This is a genomic window from Enterobacter cloacae complex sp. (assembly GCF_900322725.1).
Taxonomy (GTDB): Bacteria; Pseudomonadota; Gammaproteobacteria; order Enterobacterales; family Enterobacteriaceae; genus Enterobacter; species Enterobacter quasihormaechei.
The window spans coordinates 2983651-3003976 of the sequence record NZ_LT991957.1 but is presented as its reverse complement, the minus strand read 5'-3'; the positions used below and the strand labels follow the sequence as shown (position 1 = coordinate 3003976).

Below are 20326 nucleotides of genomic sequence, written 5' to 3'. Positions count from 1 at the left end.
AATGCCGGCTTTTTTAATGGCGATAGCTTTTTCTTATGGGTGGCGCACGATGAGTAATCTTTTACCCGAACAGTATGCTAACACGGCTCTTCCCACCCTCCCCGACCAGCCTGACAACCCGGGCGTCTGGCCGGCGCATGAGCTGACCTGCGCGCATATCAAAGCCCATATGGCGGTTTTCCATCGCTGGCTGGGTAGCGCGTTTGACGCAGGCGTGTCAGCCGAGCAGCTCATTGAAGCGCGTACCGAGTTTATCGACCAGCTCCTGCAACGTCTGTGGATCGACTACGGTTTCGGGCAGGTGAGCGACGTCGCGCTGGTTGCGGTCGGCGGTTATGGCCGGGGTGAACTGCATCCGCTCTCTGATATCGACCTGCTGATCTTAAGCCGTAAAAAATTGCCGGACGATCGGGCGCAAAAAATCGGTGAACTGCTGACTCTGCTCTGGGACGTAAAACTGGAGGTGGGCCACAGCGTGCGCACGCTGGAAGAGTGTCTGCTGGAGGGGTTATCTGACCTGACCGTCGCCACCAACCTGATTGAAACCCGCCTGCTGATTGGCGACGTGGCGCTGTTCCTCGAGCTGCAAAAGCACATATTTAGCGACGGCTTCTGGCCCTCGGAAAAATTCTTCGCCGCAAAAGTCGAAGAACAAAACCAGCGTCACCAGCGCTATCACGGAACCAGCTATAATCTTGAGCCGGATATCAAAAGCAGCCCCGGTGGCCTGCGCGATATCCACACGCTGCAATGGGTCGCCCGACGCCATTTTGGGGCAACTTCGCTGGACGAAATGGTCGGTTTCGGTTTTCTGACCGAAGCGGAACGTAACGAACTCAATGAGTGTCTGCACCTGCTCTGGCGCATCCGTTTTGCCCTGCATCTGGAAGTCACCCGCTATGATAACCGCCTGCTGTTTGACCGCCAGCTCAGCGTGGCGCAGCGCCTGAATTACCAGGGCGAAGGCAACGAGCCGGTCGAGCAGATGATGAAGGATTTCTTCCGCGTCACCCGCCGCGTATCTGAACTCAACCAGATGCTGTTGCAGCTGTTCGATGAAGCGATCCTCGCGCTGACGGCGGATGAAAAACCGCGTCCGATTGATGACGAGTTTCAGCTGCGCGGCACGCTGATCGATCTGCGCGACGAAACGCTGTTCATCCGCGAACCGGAAGCGATCCTGCGAATGTTTTACACCATGGTGCGCAACAGCACGATTACCGGGATCTACTCCACCACCCTGCGCCACCTGCGCCATGCACGGCGTCATCTGAAGCAACCGCTGTGCTACATCCCGGAGGCGCGCTCGCTGTTCCTGAGCATGCTTCGTCATCCGGGCGCCGTCAGCCGCGGTCTGCTGCCGATGCACCGCCACAGCGTGCTGTGGGCCTATATGCCGCAGTGGTCGCATATTGTCGGGCAGATGCAGTTTGACCTGTTTCACGCCTACACGGTAGATGAGCACACGATCCGCGTCATGCTGAAGCTGGAAAGCTTCGCTAAAGAAGAAACGCGATCCCGCCATCCGCTGTGCGTTGATTTGTGGCCACGTCTGGCGCACCCGGAACTGATCCTGATTGCCGCCCTGTTCCACGACATCGCCAAAGGACGCGGCGGCGACCACTCCGTACTCGGTGCCCAGGACGTGCTGAAATTTGCCGAGCTGCACGGCCTGAACTCGCGCGAAACGCAGCTGGTGGCCTGGCTGGTCCGCCATCATCTGCTGATGTCGGTTACCGCTCAGCGTCGTGACATTCAGGATCCGGAAGTGATCAAGCAGTTCGCCGAAGAGGTACAAACGGAAAACCGCCTGCGCTATCTGGTCTGCCTGACGGTGGCCGATATCTGCGCCACCAACGAAACCCTGTGGAACAGCTGGAAGCAAAGCCTGCTGCGCGAGCTGTACTTCGCCACCGAAAAACAGCTGCGTCGCGGGATGCAGAACACCCCGGACATGCGTGAGCGCGTGCGTCACCACCAGTTGCAGGCGCTGGCCCTGCTGCGCATGGATAACATCAACGAAGAGGCGCTGCATCAGATTTGGGCGCGCTGTCGCGCCAACTATTTTGTGCGCCACAGCCCAAACCAGCTTGCATGGCACGCCCGACATCTGCTGAAGCATGACCTGACGAAACCGATGATCCTGCTCAGCCCGCAGGCCACGCGCGGCGGGACGGAGATCTTTATCTGGAGCCCGGACCGGCCCTATTTGTTTGCTGCGGTCTGTGCAGAGCTGGACAGGCGTAACCTGAGCGTTCACGACGCGCAGATTTTTACCACCCGCGACGGCATGGCCATGGACACCTTTATTGTGCTGGAGCCGGACGGCAGCCCGCTCTCAGCCGATCGTCATGAAGGAATACGCTTCGGTCTGGAACAGGCGATTACCCAGCGCAGCTGGCAGCCGCCGCAGCCGCGCCGTCAGCCGGCGAAACTGCGCCACTTTACCGTCGATACCGAGGTGAATTTCCTGCCGACCCATACCGATCGTAAATCGTTCCTGGAGCTGATCGCGCTCGACCAGCCAGGTCTGCTCGCCCGCGTCGGCCAGGTTTTTGCCGATCTGGGAATTTCGCTTCACGGCGCCCGAATTACAACCATTGGCGAGCGAGTAGAAGATTTATTTATAATCGCCACCGCCGACCGGCGTGCCCTTAATAATGACCTGCAACTTGAAGTGCAACAACGGTTGACAGCAGCCCTCAATCCAAACGATAAAGGGTGACGTGTTTTTTAGTGAAATGGAAAGAGTAAACAATGCAGCAGTTACAGAACGTTATTGAGTCCGCTTTTGAGCGTCGCGCCGACATCACTCCGGCAAATGTGGATACCGTGACCCGTGAAGCGGTTAACCAGGTTATTTCCCTGCTGGATTCCGGCGCACTGCGCGTGGCAGAAAAAATCGACGGTCAGTGGGTCACTCATCAATGGCTGAAGAAAGCTGTGCTGCTCTCTTTCCGTATCAACGATAACCAGGTTATCGACGGAGCAGAAAGCCGCTACTTCGATAAAGTGCCAATGAAATTTGCGGACTACGACGAAGCGCGCTTCCAGAAAGAGGGCTTCCGCGTGGTGCCACCGGCGGCGGTTCGTCAGGGTGCCTTCATCGCACGCAATACCGTGCTGATGCCATCCTACGTGAACATCGGCGCCTACGTTGACGAAGGCACCATGGTAGACACCTGGGCCACCGTCGGTTCCTGCGCGCAGATCGGTAAAAACGTTCACCTGTCCGGCGGCGTGGGCATCGGTGGCGTTCTGGAGCCACTTCAGGCCAACCCAACCATCATCGAAGACAACTGCTTCATCGGCGCGCGTTCCGAAGTGGTTGAAGGCGTGATCGTCGAAGAAGGTTCAGTGATCTCCATGGGCGTCTACATCGGTCAGAGCACCCGTATTTACGACCGCGAAACCGGTGAAATCCATTACGGCCGCGTACCAGCCGGTTCCGTTGTGGTCTCCGGCAACCTGCCGTCTAAAGACGGCAAATACAGCCTGTACTGCGCGGTTATCGTGAAAAAAGTGGACGCGAAAACCCGCGGTAAGGTGGGTATCAACGAACTGCTGCGCACCATCGATTAATCAGGTATAACAAAAAGCGGGGGCAACCCCGCTTTTTTTATATCTGAAGGTGGCGGAAATAGATTTTTTCGTTAATTATTCATAGGTTATGTTGAGATCAAGGGTACCGCTATGTACGATAATCTGAAAAGTCTGGGCATTACCAATCCTGATGAAATTGATCGTTATAGTCTCCGCCAGGAAGCGAATAACGATATTTTGAAAATCTATTTTCACAAGGACAAAGGAGAGTTTTTCGCCAAAAGCGTGAAGTTTAAATACCCACGCCAGCGTAAGACCGTTGTCGCTGACGGTATCGGTCAGGGATATAAAGAAGTACAGGAAATCAGCCCTAACCTGCGCTATGTGATCGACGAACTCGATCAGATCTGCCAGCGCGATCGCAGCGAAATCGATTTAAAACGTAAGATCCTTGACGATCTTCGTCACCTTGAAAGCGTCGTCACTAATAAGATCAGCGAGATTGAAGCAGATCTTGAGAAATTGACGCGTAACAAATGAGCCGTTTTATTGCCCGGTGGCGCTTCGCTTACCGGGCCTACGAACGCATGTAGGCCGGGTAAAGCGAAGCCGCCACCCGGCAAACAGCATCATCTCTGTTCATCCAGCTGCAACGCCACATACAGCAGCAGCCGGTCGTCAAAATTCCCTAAATCCAGCCCCGTCAGCTCCGAGATGCGGTTTAGCCGATACTCAAGCGTATTACGATGAATAAACAGCGCTTTTGACGTTGCCAGCGGCTGAACGTTATGCCGGAACCACGCCTGCAACGTGCGGCGCAGCAGACCGTTGTTGTCCATTGCTTTCAGACGCACCAGCGGACGCGCCAGCTCGTTGGCCTGCCAGCCACCGCGCAGGCTGTCGAGCAGGACCGGCAGCATCAAGTCCTGATAGAAATAACTGCGGCTCTCCGGCATGCGCTGTTTACCTACCATCATGGTGGTGCGCGCGGTTCGCCATGAACGGGCGATACTCCCCGGACCGGTAAAGTAATTCCCCAGCGCGACGCGAAAACGGAGCTGACCGTTCTCCTTCATGCGCTCGATGAGCAGCTCCACGCGACGACGATGATCTTCCGCGTCCCAGCGACCAAACTGGTTAAGCGCAGGCTTAAGCACCACCATTTCCGTCAAAGAGACAATCGCCACCAGGTTGTTACGCTCCGGCGTCGCCAGCATGTTTTGCAGCTGCTGGAGCTCTACCATGGCGCTGTCTACGCCAAGCTGACCGCTATCTACCTCGATGACGGCAACCACGCGGGGCTGGTTCAGGTCAATGCCCAGACGCTGCGCCCACTCGCTCAGGGCAGGCGTATGCTCCTCCGCCTGGATCAAATTCATCACCAGCTCTTCACGCAGGCGGCTGTCCTGGGCAAGCAGGTGCATCAGGCGCGACTGCTCCAGCATCATCTCCGCCGTCATGCAGACCAGCTCGCCGTATTTACGCAGCGATTCAGGATCGCCGGTCAGACCGATAACGCCAACAATTTCCCCTTCCAGACGCAGCGGCAGGTTGATCCCCTGACGGACCCCGTGCAAATGTTTCGCCACGGCGTCGTCAATGTCGACCACGCGCCCCTGAGAGAGCACCAGCAACGCCCCTTCGTGCAATTCACCAATACGCTCACGATCGCCGCTGCCGATAATGCGCCCGCGGGCATCCATTACGTTGATATTGGTATCGATGATGCGCATGGTTCGCGCCACGATATCCTGCGCCATTTTGGTATCCAGATGCCAGCCAGCCATATAACCCTCCCGTGAGCAGAGCTCAAGCATAGGGAAGTTCAGCTAAGGCTGCATTGTGCAGATGCCCAAAGGCAGAGAGAGATGTATGGAGTTGTGGGAAAGGTCACAGAAACGAGAAAGCCCCTGCGAACAGGGGCTTAAGAAGATTACTGCATCAGGAGATAAATAGAAGTATCACCACGCTGAATATTCAGCGCCAGCACGGAAGGCTTGCTGTCGAGAATTTTGCGCAGTTCAGCAATGTTTTTCACCGGCTGCTGGTTAGCGCCCATGATCACATCACCTTTTTTCAGGCCGATACGGGCAGCAGGTGAGTTCGCTTTCACGTTGTTCACCACCACGCCTTTATCTGCCCCTTTGTTGCTCATCTCGGCACCTTCAATACCGCTGAAGATGGTGCTGGAATCCACCTGATTCTGGCTGCTCTGCTGAAGTTCCAGGCTCACGTTGACCGGCTTACCTTCACGCAGCAGGCCGAGGGTCACTTTACTGCCGATTGGCATAGAACCAACTTCCGCACGCAGGGCGGCAAAGCTGCTGATCGGCTTACCGTTCAGAGAGGTGATCACGTCACCCGCTTTGATACCGGCCTTCGCCGCCGAGGAGTTCGGCATGACCTGGCTTACAAACGCGCCGCGCTGAGCGTCCACCTTCATCGCCTTCGCCAGCTCTGAGTTCAGTTCGGTACCCATGATACCCAGCTCACCGCGTTTCACCTGCCCATACTGGACCATCTGCGCAGTGAGGTTTTTCACCATGTTACTCGGAATAGCGAAGCCGATACCGATGTTGCCACCGTCCGGTGCGAGGATAGCGGTGTTGATACCGATCAGCTCGCCGTTCAGGTTCACCAGCGCACCACCGGAGTTACCGCGGTTAATGGCCGCATCCGTCTGGATGAAGTTTTCATAGTTTTCTGCGTTCAGGCCACTGCGTCCCAGCGCAGAGACGATACCCGAGGTCACGGTTTCGCCCAGACCGAACGGGTTACCGATGGCGACGGTGTAGTCACCGACGCGCAGCGCGTCGGAATCGGCAAGCTTAATCGCCGTCAGGTTCTTCGGATCCTGAATTTGAATCAGCGCGATGTCGGAGCGCGGGTCTTTACCGACCACTTTGGCATCGAATTTACGGCCATCGCTCATCTGCACTTTAATAACGTTCGCATTATCTACCACGTGGTTATTGGTCACCACGTAGCCTTTGGCTGCATCAATGATCACGCCCGAGCCAAGTGCCATGAATTTCTGCTGCTGGCCGCCGCCCATGCCGTCATCCCCTGCACCGCCGCCCTGACAGAACGGGGAGCTCTGGAATGGCGAACCGTCCTGGCAGAATGGCGAATTGTCGCCGAAGAACTGCTGGAAATTACGCGGCATACGCGGCGTATTGACGGTTGTGCTGCCCTCAACGTTAATACTCACCACCGATGGCATCACTTTTTCGAGCATCGGGGCCAGGCTTGGCATCTGCTGCGCAGTCGCTGCCGAGGAAGCTGTCTCGGCTGCCGTCGCTGCCAGAGGAGACAGCGCTAAACCTAAACTCAGAGCCAGTGCACTCATTGCTAATGTGGTTTTTTTCATGTTTCTCAATCTCGATTTACCAGATAACGCAAAATTGCTGTGTAACTCAGATTCGTTTTATACCGCTTAGTTCCGGGATTAAGTTTATGGAAAAAGTAAAAATTTATTGGTCGTCTTTACAAAACTCATAGCTTATTCAACGGCCATCAGCTTGCGGTATTCATCCCAGGCATACAAATCGGTCATCCCGCTGATATAGTCCTGGATAAGCCGGCAGCGATAATAATATTCCATTACCGGCCATTGTGAAGAATGGCGATCTATTTTACTGACGGCTTCAATGTATGCCAGCCTGTGACGGGTTGAAAGCTTCTGATAGAGGCGAGATTCAATTGGCAAACGGCGAACACGCTCGTTTTCTACCAGTTCGCTGAACTCATCGACCGTCAGCTGGAGCAGTGGGCCATAGATCTCCAGCAACCCACTGATAACCCGGTATCCTTGCAGCTCGAGCTGTTCGACATCCGGGTGGCTGAAAACATGGCGAACCGCCACGTTTTTATATAATTCAAGAAGCTGACTAAAACTGCTCTCATCTTCCAGCAGGGCGTGATTAAATTCCCCGCTAAATATCATCGGCAAATTATCAATAAAACGGGCGGCCGCATACGGCACCAGTTTATTCAGCGTATTGACCCGCAAATACATAAAGAACTGATCTTCGGTGCTGCGGCTCAGGGTATTTGAACGCGATTTCTCCCACGCATTTTCGACGACCTGCGCAAACAGAGACCCTTTTTCATGCTCCCCCCAGGCATCATGAAGATGCTGATACAGCTCTTCGACGCTGAATATTCTTTTTTCAACCGCGTCTTCCAGGTCGGCCACGCAATAGGAAATATCGTCGGCGGCTTCCATAATCCACGTCAATGGAAAACGGCCATTCGGCGTCAGCGAAAGTTCTTTACGCAGCCGTTCAACGTACGCTTCTTCCGACAGGTAATAGCCCGGTTTTTTCATCAGGTAGCTATGGGTGGCGGGCGTTTCCCCCATCCACCACGCGGGACGCGTGTATTTCAGAATGCAGCCCACCTGCGCCCAGGTCAGATTCATGCGCATCAGGAAGTGCACCAGGCGAATACCCTGCGCGTTACCTTCAAAATGACACAGATCCTGACGCACCTTGCGGCGCAGGTCGTTCAGGCTCTCTTCGCCCTCGCGCAGGCATAAATCGCGGACCACGCAGCGGTCATCGCTAAGCGGCTGGCTTATGGCGTCAGAGGGAAAAAGCCGCTGTTTAAACCAGTCATTTATAGCGGCCTCGCCGAAATGACCAAAGGGCGGATTGCCGATATCGTGCATCAGGCAGGCCATCTCAACGATGCTTTCGAACGGCCCGGTCAGTTCATCCAGCCCGTAGGTTTCCAGCAGACGTTGCTCTTTGAGACGGCTGAGGATCTCTTTTGCAATGTAGCGCCCCACCTGCTGCACTTCCATGGAGTGCGTTAACCGCGTACGCACCGCAGCGTTACGCTCCAGCGGGAAGACCTGGGTTTTTTGCTGTAACCGGCGGATAGCAGGCGAGTTGATGATGCGTCCGCGATCGCTTTCGAAAATACGCAGGATCTCATGTTCGCTCTTATCGCCCTGCGGCGAACGGAAACGTCGGTGCCAGTTAATTTTGGTGCGAAAATCGATTGGTGCCATGTGCTCCCCCGCGTGAGAATGCGTTTCCCCTTAACCGCATGATAGACTATGCATCTTAACAAGGCACATCGCGAGTAAATCTATGAAAATCGGCATTATTGGTGCAATGGAAGAAGAAGTTACGCTGCTGCGTGACAAAATTGAGAACCGTCAGACCCTCTCCCTCGGTGGCTGTGAGATCTACACCGGCCAGCTGAACGGCGTTGACGTGGCTCTGCTGAAATCAGGCATCGGTAAAGTTGCAGCGGCCCTGGGCGCGACCCTGCTGCTTGAGCGCTGCAAGCCTGACGTTATCATTAACACAGGCTCTGCGGGCGGTCTGGCGCCGACGCTGAAAGTGGGTGATATCGTGGTTTCCGACGAAGCGCGTTACCACGATGCAGACGTCACCGCATTTGGCTACGAATATGGCCAGCTTCCGGGCTGCCCGGCCGGGTTTAAGGCGGATGATAAGCTGATTACCGCCGCTGAAAGCTGCATCAACGAGCTGAACCTCAACGCGGTACGTGGCCTGATCGTCAGCGGCGATGCCTTTATCAACGGCTCTGTCGGTCTGGCGAAAATCCGTCATAACTTCCCGCAGGCTGTCGCCGTTGAAATGGAAGCCACGGCCATCGCGCACGTGTGCTATAACTTCAGCGTGCCGTTCGTGGTCGTTCGCGCGATCTCTGACGTGGCGGACCAGCAGTCCCACATCAGCTTCGACGAATTCCTGGCCGTTGCGGCAAAACAGTCCACCGTGATGGTGGAAACCCTGGTGCAGAAACTGGCGCGTGGGTAAGGTGTTCTTCAGGGCGCTGGCCGCCCTGCTTCTGCTCGCCCCGGCCTGGCTCACCGCCGCGCCGCGGGTGATTACCCTCTCCCCTGCCAATACGGAACTGGCGTTTGCCGCGGGGATCACGCCCGTTGCGGTGAGCAGCTTTTCCGATTATCCCCCGCAGGCCGCCCATATCGAACAGGTTGCCACCTGGCAGGGAATGAACCTGGAACGCATTGTGGCGCTCAAGCCCGACCTCGTCCTCGCCTGGCGCGGCGGTAATGCCGAACGGCAGGTGAACCAGCTCTCATCGCTGGGAATAACCGTGAAATGGGTGGATGCGGTGAGCATCGAACAGGTGGCGCAAGCCCTGCGTGACCTCGCGCCCTTCAGCCCGACCCCACAACGCGCCGGGCAGGCAGCACAGCAGATGCTCAACGATTTTGCCGCGCTAAAAGCCCGGTACGGCACGCAGCCGAAACAACGCGTTTTTCTGCAATTTGGCAGCCAGCCGCTGTTCACTACCGGGAAAGGTTCGATCCAGAATCAGGTGCTTGAGACCTGTGGAGGTGAAAATATCTTTGCCGAAAGCCGGGTGCCGTGGCCACAGGTCAGCCGTGAGCAGGTTCTGACGCGACAGCCGCAGGCCATTGTGGTGGTCGGAAATGCGAGCGACATTCCCAAAATTAAACAATTCTGGCATCACCAGCTTAAAATTCCGGTGATCGCCCTCAACAGCGACTGGTTTGAACGCGCCAGCCCGCGTATTATCCTCGCCGCAAAACAACTCTGCGCCGAACTGGCAGAGCGTCACTCAAACAGATAAATACCCTATTCGAGGATTTAACGATGCTCGTGTATTGGCTGGATATTCTTGGCACAGCCGTTTTTGCTATCTCCGGCGTTCTGCTTGCCGGAAAACTGCGCATGGATCCCTTTGGCGTACTGGTGCTCGGCGTCGTTACGGCGGTAGGCGGCGGAACGATCCGCGATATGGCGCTGGCAAACGGCCCGGTATTCTGGGTAAAAGATCCGACGGACCTGGTGGTGGCAATGGTCACCTGCCTGCTGACCATCGTGCTGGTGCGTCAGCCGCGCAGGCTCCCCAAATGGGTGCTGCCGGTGCTGGACGCCGTCGGCCTGGCCGTCTTTGTGGGCATAGGCGTCAACAAAGCCTTTATTGCCGGGACAGGGCCGCTGGTGGCGATCTGCATGGGCGTACTGACCGGCGTGGGCGGGGGGATTATTCGCGACATTCTGGCGCGAGAAGTCCCGATGATCCTGCGAACGGAGATCTACGCGACGGCCTGTATCATTGGGGGAATCGTTCACGCCACGGCGTATTACACCTTCGCTGTCCCGCTGGAAAACGCGGCGATGCTGGGGATGGTGGTCACACTGGCGATCCGTTTAGCGGCGATACGCTGGCACCTGAAGCTGCCGACGTTTGCGCTGGATGAAAATTCAAGGTAGGGGTTGTTGATAAGCCCGGTGGCGCTGCGCTTACCGGGCCTACAATCCGCATTCAGGCTTAAATGCTGAACGATGAACCACACCCGCAGGTGCTGGTTGCGTTCGGGTTCGTCACCACAAAGCGCGAACCTTCCAGACCTTCAGTGTAGTCCACTGAACCGCCCACAAGATATTGCAGGCTCATCGGGTCAACCACCAGCGCGACGCCCTGTTTCTCGATAGTCATATCACCATCGTTGACCTGGTCGTCAAAGGTAAAACCATACTGGAAGCCACTACAGCCGCCGCCGGTAATATAAACACGCAGTTTAAGGTCCGGATTGTCCTCGTCGGCAATCAGGGTTTTCACTTTTTTCGCTGCGGCTTCGGTAAATTCCAGCGGCAACGCTACGTCATCACTCATCTTATGCTCCCATGAATACTGCGACTGCTATTGGGTAAAAATCACCCAATTCTTTTTGTCATTATCTAATACCCTGGTAATTCATTCAAGTATTCTGCTTCAGGGCCTGTTCAGCCTCCTGTTTTGCCAGGGTACGGGCAAGAATGGTGGAGTATAGCGGTTTTCCACCCAGGAATTGGGCTAATAGTGTCGCGCCAAGGCAGGTAATGATCATTGGCAAAATGAGCTGGTAATTGTCGGTCATCTCCAGCACCAGCACGATCCCGGTCAGCGGCGCGCGCAGGGAGGCCGCCAGCAGCGCCCCCATTCCAGCCACCGCAAACGTCCCCGCATCCAGATGATAGGCCGGGAAGCCAACCGCTGCCGCCATGCCAAACGCCGTGCCCAGCAGCGTTCCCAGCGCCAGCATCGGGGCAAAAATGCCGCCCGGCGCGCCGGAGGAGAAGCACAGCACGGTCGTGATCACCCGCGAGATAAACATAAACAGCAGCAGCCCCACGCTGAAATTCCCCGCCGCGGCAATGGGAATCAGCCCGAAACCGCCGCCCGCCGCGTTCGGTTCGATAAAGCCGAGGATCCCGCACACGCCGCCAAGCAGGCCTCCCACCAGCACCCATTTCGTGGTATTTCCGCCATGGATGCGCTGAAACATATCCTGCGCACGTAAAATCAGGGTATTGAAAAGCGGGCCGACGATGCCAAAAATCATCCCAAGAACCAGATACAGCCACAGGGTATTGACCGGGGCATTGGTCAGCTTGCCAACCTCAATCACCGCCCCTTCGCCGTTAAAGAGGCGAAAGACAATGCTCGACATAATCACGCCGGTAAACACCGCTTTAATGGAGATCAGGTTGTAGCGGAACTGGGCGCGCATCTCTTCGATGATGAACAGGATACCCGCCAGCGGTGCGTTAAACGCGGCAGACAGCCCCGCCGCCGCCCCCGTCGCCAGCAGCGTATGGCGCGCTTCAGCGCTGCGCATGCGGAACAGGTCGCCGACCATCCGCCCGACGTTACCGCCCAGCTGTACCGTTGGCCCTTCGCGCCCCAGCACCATGCCCGCCCCGAGCGTCCCCATCCCGCCGATAAATTTCACGGGAAGCACGCGCCACCAGCGAACCGGACGCAGCTCTTCCAGCGCCCCTTCAATTTCGGGGATCCCCGAGCCGCCGGCTTCGGGCGCAAATTTACGCACCAGGAAATACCCCACCATGGCGAACAGCGCCGAAAGGCCAAATGCCAACACCCAGACCAGCCATTCCCGATCCGCAAAGCTGGCAACGGTACCGATGCGCCAGTTGAGCACCGCGTTGACGGCCTTTTCAAACGCGACGCCCACCAGCCCGGCCAGCGTACCCACCACGGCGGCTGCCAGCAGAATGGCTAACGGGGTTTTGTCACGGTTGAGCAGCCGCCGGATGCTGACCCGGTGCTTCGCGCGCGTAAATTGTTGTTGTTCAAAAGAAGGCGTGTTCTCGTTCATTACCTGTTCTGTTTCGTCATACAAAAGGCCGCAAGGATTCTACCAGAGACAATCCCCTCGTCCCCTGAAAAATACTTAACAATTGTTAAGCCCGTTGAGGGGCAAAAATTTTATAACCTCTTCTGGATCACTTAGAATAGTCCTCTTAACTTATTTCTACGAACCAGGAACGACGCCATGAGCAAGTCTGAAAACCTCTACAGTGCAGCCCGCGAGCTAATCCCGGGCGGCGTGAACTCTCCGGTGCGCGCCTTTACCGGCGTGGGCGGCACCCCGCTGTTTATCGAACGTGCGGACGGCGCGTATCTGTATGATGTGGATGGCAAAGCCTATGTCGATTACGTCGGCTCCTGGGGCCCGATGGTGCTGGGGCATAACCACCCGGCGATCCGCAACGCGGTGATTGAAGCCGCTCAGCGCGGCCTGAGCTTCGGCGCGCCAACCGAGATGGAAGTTAAAATGGCGGAGCTGGTCACCGAGCTGGTGCCAACGATGGACATGGTACGTATGGTGAACTCCGGGACCGAAGCCACCATGAGCGCTATCCGCCTGGCGCGCGGTTTTACCGGCCGTGACAAAATCATCAAGTTCGAAGGTTGTTATCACGGCCACGCCGACTGCCTGCTGGTGAAAGCCGGTTCAGGCGCGCTGACCCTCGGCCAGCCGAACTCCCCGGGCGTGCCGGCTGATTTCGCGAAGCACACGCTGACCTGCACCTATAACGATCTGAACACCGTTCGTGCGGCGTTCGAGCAGTATCCGCAGGAGATCGCCTGCATTATCGTTGAGCCGGTGGCGGGCAACATGAACTGCATTCCCCCGCAGCCAGATTTCCTGCCGGGCCTGCGCGCGCTGTGCGATGAGTTTGGCGCACTGCTGATCATCGACGAAGTGATGACCGGCTTCCGCGTAGCGCTGGCGGGCGCGCAGTCATATTACGGCGTAGAGCCGGATCTGACCTGCCTCGGCAAAATCATCGGCGGCGGCATGCCTGTCGGCGCGTTTGGTGGCCGTAAGGACGTGATGGACGCGCTGGCGCCAACCGGTCCGGTTTACCAGGCGGGCACGCTCTCCGGTAACCCGATTGCGATGGCGGCGGGCTTCGCCTGTCTGACCGAAGTCGCCCAGCCGGGCATCCACGAAACCCTGACCGCCCGCACGACGCAGCTGGCGAATGGCCTGCTGGAAGCCGCAGAAGAAGCGGGCATTCCGCTGGTGGTGAACCACGTTGGCGGGATGTTCGGGATTTTCTTCACCGAAGCGAAAACCGTGACCTGCTATCAGGACGTGGTGAAGTGCGACGTGGAACGCTTCAAGCGCTTCTTCCACCTGATGCTGGAAGAAGGCGTGTACCTGGCCCCGTCAGCGTTTGAAGCGGGCTTTATGTCCGTGGCGCACAGCGAAGAAGATATCAATAACACCATCGACGCGGCGCGTAAGGCGTTTGCGAAGCTTTAAGGGCATTGCCGGGTGGCGCTAACGCTTACCCGGCCTACGATGTTCTCCCTCTCCCCGTGGGAGAGGGTCGGGGTGAGGGCATCAGGCCGCACCTGACTACCGACTCTGCTTTCTCAACAGATAAATAAAATACGGCGCGCCGATAAATGTTGACAGCAGGCCCGCAGGGATCTGATACGGGAACAGCACCATCCTTCCGCACCAGTCAGCAAAGACCAGGATCGCCCCGCCCGTCAGCGCAGACATGACGATATGCGGCATTGTCCGGCGAAAGCCCATCATACGGGCGATGTGCGGCGCCATTAATCCAACAAAACTGAGCGGGCCGATAGTCATGGTGGCCGTCGCCGTCAGGCACGCGGCCAGCAGCAGCAGGGCGATACGCGTTGGCGTCAGCGCCAGCCCGACCGCGCGCGCGGTGTCACCGCCCAGCGGCAGAATGGTCATCCAGCGACGGCACAGCGGCACTATCGCCAGCAGCACGACCATCACGATCCCCGTATGCACCACCTGGCTGCCGGTGGCGTTGTACGTTGAACCGGAAATCCAGGTCAGGATCTGCGCCATGCGCGGATCGCCGCTCGCCTGCAACATCATCAGCAGCATGGTAAACGCGGTGCTGAGCGCCATCCCGGCCAGCAGCATACGATGAGGCGAGAATCCGCCCCGCCCGGAGGCGATCAGGATAATCATCAGCGTCGCCGCCGCACCGATACTGCCGGCAGGCATCAGCCAGCCGAACGCATTTCCCGGCACGAGGAACAGCATCAACACCACGCCAAACGCGGCACCGGAGCTGATCCCCAGAACTTCCGGACTTGCCATCGGGTTGCCGGTCAGGCGCTGGATAATACAGCCCGCCACCGCCAGCATCACGCCCGCAATCAGCGCGGAGAAGATCCGCGGCCAGCGCCACTGCATAAGTTCATTCAGCAAATCACCGGTAGCCCAGTGCCAGCCGGTAGCGTCGCGCCCCAGCGAGAGCGCGGCGAACGAAGCGATCGCCAGCACCGCCAGCCCGGCAAGGCTGAACAACACTATCGACTGACGTTCTGCCGAGACCTTATCCCCGGCGTCCATCGCCGGCGCGCTAATGCTGCGCAGGCGCGGCAGCAGCCAGAGCAGCAGCGGCGCGCCGATAAGGGCCGTCACCGACCCCGTGGAGACCTCCATCCAGACGCGCGCCAGCCAGAGAATGAGCTGATCGGAAAGCCAGAGGATCAGCGCGCCAATCAGCGGCGCCAGCATCAGGCGCGCCAGAAGACGGCGCGCGCCGAGCATTTTTGCCAGCAGCGGCGCAAACAGGCCGATAAACCCGATGATGCCGACGGCGTTAACCAGCAGCGCGCTCAGCACAATCGCCAGCGTCAGGGCCGCCAGGCGGGCCAGCGACAGCGCCAGCCCCAGGTTGCGCGCCACGCCGTCATCCAGCCCCATCAGCGTGAGCGGGCGCAGCAGCAGCAGCGTGAGCACCACGCCGCCAAACAGCTGCGGCCACAGGCGCTGGACGATACTCCAGTCGGTCTGGGTGAGCGTGCCGGTGCTCCACATAAACATGCTTTGCAGCTGGTCATGGTGAAACAGCACCAGAAGCTGGTTGATTGCGCCGCAGTAGAGGCTGACGACCAGCCCGGCGAGGATCAGCGTGACCGGCGAGAGACGTTTTCCCCAGGCCACGCCAAAGACCAGCGCGCCCACGACGCAGGCGCCTGCCAGCGCGGCAAACTGCGAGGTTAACGCCCCCGGCAGGGTCCAGAGGGTAGTGATGGTGATCCCCAGCTGTGCGCCCGTCGCCACGCCCAGCGTGGTGGGCTCCGCCAGCGGGTTACGCAGCACCTGCTGGAACAGCACGCCCACCAGTCCCAGCCCCGCGCCGACCAGCAGGGAGATACTAAGACGCGGCAGCAGGCTGTAGTGGAAGAGCATCTGCTGAATATTGTCGATATCTGGAGCGGCAAACGCGGCCGCCCACTGTTCGCGTGGCAGTGCCGTGGAGAGGTTGAACCCGGTTAGCGCCAGCGCCGCCAGAAAAATCAGCCCCAGCAGCAGCGCCGGGAAACGGGCAATACGCGTACTCATGCTCTGCCCCCCATCACGTTGTCCAGCACGCGGGCAAAGTGCATTGCCGACAGCGTCGCACCGTAAAACCATACCGCAGGAGCGCGCAGGAAGCGCTGCTCGCGAACGAACGGCATCGCCTGCCAGAGCGGGGTTGCCATCAGGGTTTGCATTTCACGCTCGTTGCCGTGGTCAAAGCACAGCACGTCGACGTCGCGAAACACCGCCAGGCGGTCGATGCCCACGGCGGTGCTTCCCCAGAACGTCATCTCGCCTTCCCAGGCGTTGCGAATGCCGAAGCTGTCGAGCACCTCCTGGAACAGGCAGTTCTTTCCGAAGACCAGCATATGGCGGGCGTCCAGCAGCGTCACCATCAGCAAAGGCCGATCGCCTCGGCGGGCAAAGCGCGGCTTAAGGGACTCAATCAGCGCATCAAACTCATCGAGATGCTGTTTTGCTTCCGCTTCCCGGTTGAGGAACTGGGCCATCTCGTGGATAGACTTTTTTGCCATGGTCAGCGGCTTTTTACCGTCGCTAAAGGAAAAGCCTCGTCCCGGCGCAATCTTCGCCATGATCTCTTCCGACGGGCCATACCCCGCAGACCAGAACAAATAAGACGGTTTCATCTGCGTGAGAAGCTCAAGGTTTGGCTCCGTGCGCAGACCGATATCGATGACGGAGTCCGGCAGTTTTGGCTCATTCACCCACAGGGTATAGTTGGGAATATCGGCCACGCCGTAGGGTGTGATACCCAGGGCCATCATCAGCTCGACGGGTAACCACTCCAGCGCCACGATGCGGTGCGGATCGATAGCGGCGGCGCGGGCCGGGGCCAACTTCAACAGCAGCGGCGAGAGCGCCATGGCCGTCAGCAGGCGACGGCGGCTAATGTATGTTGAATCCAGCATCAGTAAACAAAGCTCACGGGAGCTGCCCCGGCAGGGTGAGGCAGGATCCCCATTGGAATACCGTAGATATGCTCCAGCGTTTCGCTGCGCATCAGCTCGTCAGGCGTGCCCTGAGCGATCATTTCACCGCCGCGCAGCGCCACCAGATAGTCGCAATAACGTGCCGCCATATTGATGTCGTGCAGAACGGCAATCACCGTCAGGCCGCGCTGCTGGCTTAAGCGATGCACCAGCGCCAGCACGTCAACCTGATGGGCAATATCCAGCGCCGAGGTAGGTTCGTCGAGCAGCAGGCAGCGGCTGTCCTGCGCCACCAGCATCGCGATCCACGCGCGCTGACGCTCGCCGCCGGACAGGCTATCCACCAGACGGTGCGCCAGCGGTTTGAGCCCGACCAGCGCAATCGCCTCTTCCACTTTCTCTCTGTCAGCGACGCCAAAACGCCCGAGCGCACCGTGCCACGGATAACGTCCAATCGCCACCAGCTCGCGCACCGTCATCCCCTCCGCCTGCGGCAGCTGCTGCGGCAGATAGGCCACCTTGCGGGCAAAGGCCTTACTGCTCCAGCTTGCCAGCGGATGGTCATCCAGCAGAATGTCGCCCTCGGACGGCGGCTGATGGCGGCCCAGCATCTTGAGCAGGGTCGATTTGCCAGAACCATTGTGGCCGATTAAGCCGGTAACTTTACCTGCGGGAAAGGTCAAAGAGAGCGGATGCAACAAGGTACGCCCGGGTACGCGAAAGGAGAGATTGTTGAGCGTGAAGGTGGAGTCGGATTGCGTTTTATTATCCTGCATGTCAGCCAACTTAAATAAAAAGGGCACGGCGAACCGTGCCCATAAAGAGGTTAGAAGCGGAAGGTCGCGGTGGCGACAACCTGGCGTCCTGCTCCCCAGTAGCATGCATACTCGCTGTAGCAGCTGGAGACGTACTCGCGGTCAAAGATGTTGTTCACGTTGACGCCGACGGAAGAGCCCGGCAGACCAAAGCGTGCCAGATCGTATTTCACCGTCGCATCCGCCAGAGCATAGCCCGCAACGTTAAAGGACTCATAGGCTTTAGGCGACGCCGAAGAGTAGTAGGAAACGGTGTCACCGATATAACGCGCGCCCGCGCCGACGGTCAGACCGCTCAGTGCGGTCTCGTGGAAGGTGTAATCTGCCCACAGGGACGCCATGTTGCGCGGCACTTCCGCCGGACGACGTCCTTCATACCAAGTATCGTGGGTATATTCCGCATCGGTATAGCTGTAGGCCGCCGTCACGTTCACGTTAGCCGACACCGCCGCTTTCGCTTCCAGCTCAAAGCCACGGGAGCGAATTTCACCGCCCTGCACGCTAAAGCCGCTGGTCGGGTTCGCCGGATCGGCGGTCAGGTTGTTGTTTTTGGTCAGCTGGTATACCGCTGCCGTCACTACAACAGGCAGATCTTTCGGCACATACTTCACGCCCGCTTCATACTGCTTGCCGCGAGCCGGATCGAACGGTTTGCCGCCCTGGGTGGTACCCGAAATAGGCTCGAAGGATTCGCTGTAGCTGAAGTATGGGGTGATCCCGTTGTCGAACAGGTAGTTAATCCCCCCGCGCCAGGTGAATGCCCGATCGTTGATTTCCGCAGTGGTCCCGTTATTACGGTTAAAGGCAGACGTTTTCGCAAAGTCATAGCGGCCACCCATGGTGAGTACCCACTTATCCCATTCCGCCTGATCCTGCGCATAGAGTCCGGTCTGCTCCTGGCGATTGAGCATGGCATACGGGAAGTTCACATTGACGTTCGCGTTGCCGTGCTGCGGATTATTCATGCTGATGGGATCGGCAGTGCCGTAGTCAGCATCAATGTCATTGCGCATGCGAAGGTAATCCACACCCGTCAGCAGCGTATGGTCAACGGCGCCGGTCGCGAATTTTGACTGGAGTTGGGTATCAACCGTAAACGAGTTCAGGTCTTCATCGGAACGTACATACGCACGGCTGATCTGGGCCGGGGCGATATAGCCGTTACCGTAAACTGAACGGTAAAGCGTGTTGATTTTGGTATAACGCAGGTTCTGGCGCACGGTGAAGGTGTCGTTAAATTCATGCGCGAAGCTATACCCCACCATTTTCTGACGGCGGGAGATCTTGTTGTCTTCATCGCCTTCGTTGAAGTTGGTCGGCAGCTTATGCGCCTTTCCGGCTGCATCATAGTAAGGCACGACCGTACCTTCACGCGGCAGCCAGCCGTAGTAACCTGCATCCGGATCGCTCTGGAAGTTGCTCAGGAAAGTGAAGTCGGTTTTATCATCGGGGCGCCAGCTGAAAGACGGCGCGATCGCGTAACGAGTAGACTTCACCATATCCTGCTGCGCGTTCTCGCTGCGTCCCAGGCCGGTCAGACGGTATGACCACACGCCGTTATCGTCAATCGCGTCGCTGAAATCAAACCCGGTCTGCCAGAGGTTATCCGTCCCCATTTTGAACTGAATTTCTTTCAACGGTTCAGTAGTCGGACGCTTGCTGACCATGCTTACCACGCCGCCCGGATGGCTTTTACCATACAGTACGGACGTCGGGCCACGCAGCAGCTCTACGCGCTCAAGGAAGTACGGATCCATGGACGCTTCAGAGTAGTTGTCCCCCTGCAACTTCATACCATCCAGATACTGGTTGGTATTCACGGTGCTGGAGGTAGTGAAACCACGAATCGAAACCACATCGTAAGTTGTGGATGAGCCGCGCGTTGCGAAAACGCTTGGGGTATAGGCCAACGCCTGTTTAACCGTCCCCGGCTGTTTCATGTCCATCTCTTCGCGTGTAACCACGGAAATAGACTGCGGGGTTTTCTCAATCGGTGTATCGGTTTTCGTCGCCGTTGCGGTACGTTTTGCCGCAATCGTCGGTGCAGGACCCCAGGCACTTTCCTGTGCAGCCGGTGCGGCAGTCACGGTGATGGTTTCTTCTTTCTTGGGGGTTTCAGCGGCCTGTGCGTAAGCAGACATGCCGGCAACCGCTGTGGCTACGACGGCTGCGATTTTACGCAGCGACGTGTTAATTGGCTGAGCAGTATTGGAAAGCGCCATGATGGATCTCTGATGAAAAAGGTGAATGATAACGTAAACGAGAATTATTATTATGACCGCAGAATAATATGCGAAACGCTGGCGGCATAGCAAGCGATATGCGGCCCTACAAGAATTGAGGGTTTAAGAAATAACCAGATGAAAAGAGAGGGTTAAAAAGTGTGG

General features: G+C 57.7%; 16 protein-coding genes. 7 read left to right on the top strand and 9 right to left on the bottom strand.

Features of this window, described 5'->3' with window-relative positions; all coding sequences use genetic code 11:
- Positions 1 to 49: 49 nt before the first annotated feature.
- The 3 genes from glnD (at position 50) to DBR02_RS14830 (ending at position 4083) form a co-directional block, all read left to right on the top strand.
- Positions 50 to 2725, top strand: a complete 2676-nt coding sequence (gene glnD / locus DBR02_RS14840; RefSeq protein ID WP_063450597.1) for a bifunctional uridylyltransferase/uridylyl-removing protein GlnD — start codon at positions 50 to 52, stop codon at positions 2723 to 2725.
- A 32-nt stretch (positions 2726 to 2757) separates the two neighbouring features.
- Positions 2758 to 3582: a 2,3,4,5-tetrahydropyridine-2,6-dicarboxylate N-succinyltransferase gene (dapD, locus tag DBR02_RS14835; RefSeq protein ID WP_003856214.1), complete on the top strand. Its 825-nt coding sequence runs from the start codon at positions 2758 to 2760 to the stop codon at positions 3580 to 3582.
- 111 nt (positions 3583 to 3693) lie between these two features.
- Positions 3694 to 4083 carry a DUF3461 family protein gene (locus tag DBR02_RS14830; protein ID WP_063867497.1) on the top strand — a complete coding sequence of 130 codons (390 nt, stop codon included), beginning with the start codon at positions 3694 to 3696 and terminating at the stop codon, positions 4081 to 4083.
- A gap of 89 nt (positions 4084 to 4172) precedes the next feature.
- Here the strand turns inward: DBR02_RS14830 and DBR02_RS14825 are convergent, their stop codons facing one another.
- The 3 genes from DBR02_RS14825 to dgt all read right to left on the bottom strand — a co-directional run bounded on the left by DBR02_RS14825 (position 4173) and on the right by dgt (position 8560).
- Positions 4173 to 5330 (bottom strand): CdaR family transcriptional regulator, encoded by a 1158-nt coding sequence (locus DBR02_RS14825; RefSeq protein ID WP_003856217.1) that lies wholly within the window; start codon positions 5328 to 5330, stop codon positions 4173 to 4175.
- 146 nt (positions 5331 to 5476) lie between these two features.
- Positions 5477 to 6913: a serine endoprotease DegP gene (degP, locus tag DBR02_RS14820; RefSeq protein ID WP_063867496.1), complete on the bottom strand. Its 1437-nt coding sequence runs from the start codon at positions 6911 to 6913 to the stop codon at positions 5477 to 5479.
- 132 nt (positions 6914 to 7045) lie between these two features.
- Positions 7046 to 8560 carry a dGTPase gene (gene dgt / locus DBR02_RS14815; RefSeq protein WP_107534731.1) on the bottom strand — a complete coding sequence of 505 codons (1515 nt, stop codon included), beginning with the start codon at positions 8558 to 8560 and terminating at the stop codon, positions 7046 to 7048.
- Between the two features lie 82 nt (positions 8561 to 8642).
- On the opposite strand from dgt, the gene mtnN reads away from it, so the two are divergent.
- Genes mtnN through DBR02_RS14800 form a run of 3 tightly spaced genes read left to right on the top strand, consistent with a single transcriptional unit; the run spans position 8643 to position 10790 of the window.
- Positions 8643 to 9341 carry a 5'-methylthioadenosine/S-adenosylhomocysteine nucleosidase gene (gene mtnN, locus DBR02_RS14810; protein ID WP_107534730.1) on the top strand — a complete coding sequence of 233 codons (699 nt, stop codon included), beginning with the start codon at positions 8643 to 8645 and terminating at the stop codon, positions 9339 to 9341.
- Entirely contained in the window at positions 9334 to 10143 is an 810-nt protein-coding gene (gene btuF, locus DBR02_RS14805; protein ID WP_107534729.1) for a vitamin B12 ABC transporter substrate-binding protein BtuF, read from the top strand. The genes mtnN and btuF overlap by 8 nt, the downstream gene beginning before the upstream one ends.
- Positions 10144 to 10166: 23 nt before the next feature.
- A complete protein-coding gene (locus DBR02_RS14800) occupies positions 10167 to 10790 on the top strand; it encodes a TRIC cation channel family protein (protein WP_063450603.1) in 624 nt (207 codons plus the stop codon).
- Between the two features lie 58 nt (positions 10791 to 10848).
- Here DBR02_RS14800 and erpA read toward each other — a convergent pair whose 3' ends face one another.
- Positions 10849 to 11193 (bottom strand): iron-sulfur cluster insertion protein ErpA, encoded by a 345-nt coding sequence (erpA, locus tag DBR02_RS14795; RefSeq protein WP_003856230.1) that lies wholly within the window; start codon positions 11191 to 11193, stop codon positions 10849 to 10851.
- Between the two features lie 85 nt (positions 11194 to 11278).
- A complete protein-coding gene (clcA, locus tag DBR02_RS14790; protein ID WP_063450604.1) occupies positions 11279 to 12679 on the bottom strand; it encodes a H(+)/Cl(-) exchange transporter ClcA in 1401 nt (466 codons plus the stop codon).
- Positions 12680 to 12856: 177 nt separating this feature from the next.
- On the opposite strand from clcA, the gene hemL reads away from it, so the two are divergent.
- The gene (gene hemL, locus DBR02_RS14785) at positions 12857 to 14137 is read left to right on the top strand and encodes a glutamate-1-semialdehyde 2,1-aminomutase (protein ID WP_063450605.1); all 1281 of its coding nucleotides are present in this window, start codon (positions 12857 to 12859) and stop codon (positions 14135 to 14137) included.
- A 96-nt stretch (positions 14138 to 14233) separates the two neighbouring features.
- On the opposite strand, the gene fhuB is transcribed toward hemL, so the two are convergent.
- From fhuB to fhuA, 4 genes are read right to left on the bottom strand one after another with little or no spacing between them, the layout of a single operon-like run.
- Positions 14234 to 16216: a Fe(3+)-hydroxamate ABC transporter permease FhuB gene (fhuB, locus tag DBR02_RS14780; protein ID WP_107534728.1), complete on the bottom strand. Its 1983-nt coding sequence runs from the start codon at positions 16214 to 16216 to the stop codon at positions 14234 to 14236.
- Positions 16213 to 17103 carry a Fe(3+)-hydroxamate ABC transporter substrate-binding protein FhuD gene (gene fhuD / locus DBR02_RS14775; RefSeq protein WP_107534727.1) on the bottom strand — a complete coding sequence of 297 codons (891 nt, stop codon included), beginning with the start codon at positions 17101 to 17103 and terminating at the stop codon, positions 16213 to 16215. The genes fhuB and fhuD overlap by 4 nt, the downstream gene beginning before the upstream one ends.
- Positions 17103 to 17900: a Fe3+-hydroxamate ABC transporter ATP-binding protein FhuC gene (gene fhuC / locus DBR02_RS14770; RefSeq protein WP_064910115.1), complete on the bottom strand. Its 798-nt coding sequence runs from the start codon at positions 17898 to 17900 to the stop codon at positions 17103 to 17105. The genes fhuD and fhuC overlap by 1 nt, the downstream gene beginning before the upstream one ends.
- Positions 17901 to 17950: 50 nt before the next feature.
- The gene (gene fhuA / locus DBR02_RS14765) at positions 17951 to 20161 is read right to left on the bottom strand and encodes a ferrichrome porin FhuA (protein ID WP_107534726.1); all 2211 of its coding nucleotides are present in this window, start codon (positions 20159 to 20161) and stop codon (positions 17951 to 17953) included.
- Positions 20162 to 20326 lie beyond the last annotated feature (165 nt).

What these genes read in the sequence shown, in the direction of transcription:
- fhuD (WP_107534727.1), bottom strand. Translation starts at nt 17,103, where the DNA reads ATGCTGGATTCAACATACATTAGCCGCCGTCGCCTGCTGACGGCCATG.
- degP (WP_063867496.1), bottom strand. Translation starts at nt 6,913, where the DNA reads ATGAAAAAAACCACATTAGCAATGAGTGCACTGGCTCTGAGTTTAGGT.
- erpA (WP_003856230.1), bottom strand. Translation starts at nt 11,193, where the DNA reads ATGAGTGATGACGTAGCGTTGCCGCTGGAATTTACCGAAGCCGCAGCG.
- DBR02_RS14825 (WP_003856217.1), bottom strand. Translation starts at nt 5,330, where the DNA reads ATGGCTGGCTGGCATCTGGATACCAAAATGGCGCAGGATATCGTGGCG.
- dapD (WP_003856214.1), top strand. Translation starts at nt 2,758, where the DNA reads ATGCAGCAGTTACAGAACGTTATTGAGTCCGCTTTTGAGCGTCGCGCC.
- clcA (WP_063450604.1), bottom strand. Translation starts at nt 12,679, where the DNA reads ATGAACGAGAACACGCCTTCTTTTGAACAACAACAATTTACGCGCGCG.
- fhuA (WP_107534726.1), bottom strand. Translation starts at nt 20,161, where the DNA reads ATGGCGCTTTCCAATACTGCTCAGCCAATTAACACGTCGCTGCGTAAA.
- DBR02_RS14830 (WP_063867497.1), top strand. Translation starts at nt 3,694, where the DNA reads ATGTACGATAATCTGAAAAGTCTGGGCATTACCAATCCTGATGAAATT.
- glnD (WP_063450597.1), top strand. Translation starts at nt 50, where the DNA reads ATGAGTAATCTTTTACCCGAACAGTATGCTAACACGGCTCTTCCCACC.
- hemL (WP_063450605.1), top strand. Translation starts at nt 12,857, where the DNA reads ATGAGCAAGTCTGAAAACCTCTACAGTGCAGCCCGCGAGCTAATCCCG.
- dgt (WP_107534731.1), bottom strand. Translation starts at nt 8,560, where the DNA reads ATGGCACCAATCGATTTTCGCACCAAAATTAACTGGCACCGACGTTTC.
- mtnN (WP_107534730.1), top strand. Translation starts at nt 8,643, where the DNA reads ATGAAAATCGGCATTATTGGTGCAATGGAAGAAGAAGTTACGCTGCTG.
- fhuB (WP_107534728.1), bottom strand. Translation starts at nt 16,216, where the DNA reads ATGAGTACGCGTATTGCCCGTTTCCCGGCGCTGCTGCTGGGGCTGATT.
- fhuC (WP_064910115.1), bottom strand. Translation starts at nt 17,900, where the DNA reads ATGCAGGATAATAAAACGCAATCCGACTCCACCTTCACGCTCAACAAT.
- DBR02_RS14800 (WP_063450603.1), top strand. Translation starts at nt 10,167, where the DNA reads ATGCTCGTGTATTGGCTGGATATTCTTGGCACAGCCGTTTTTGCTATC.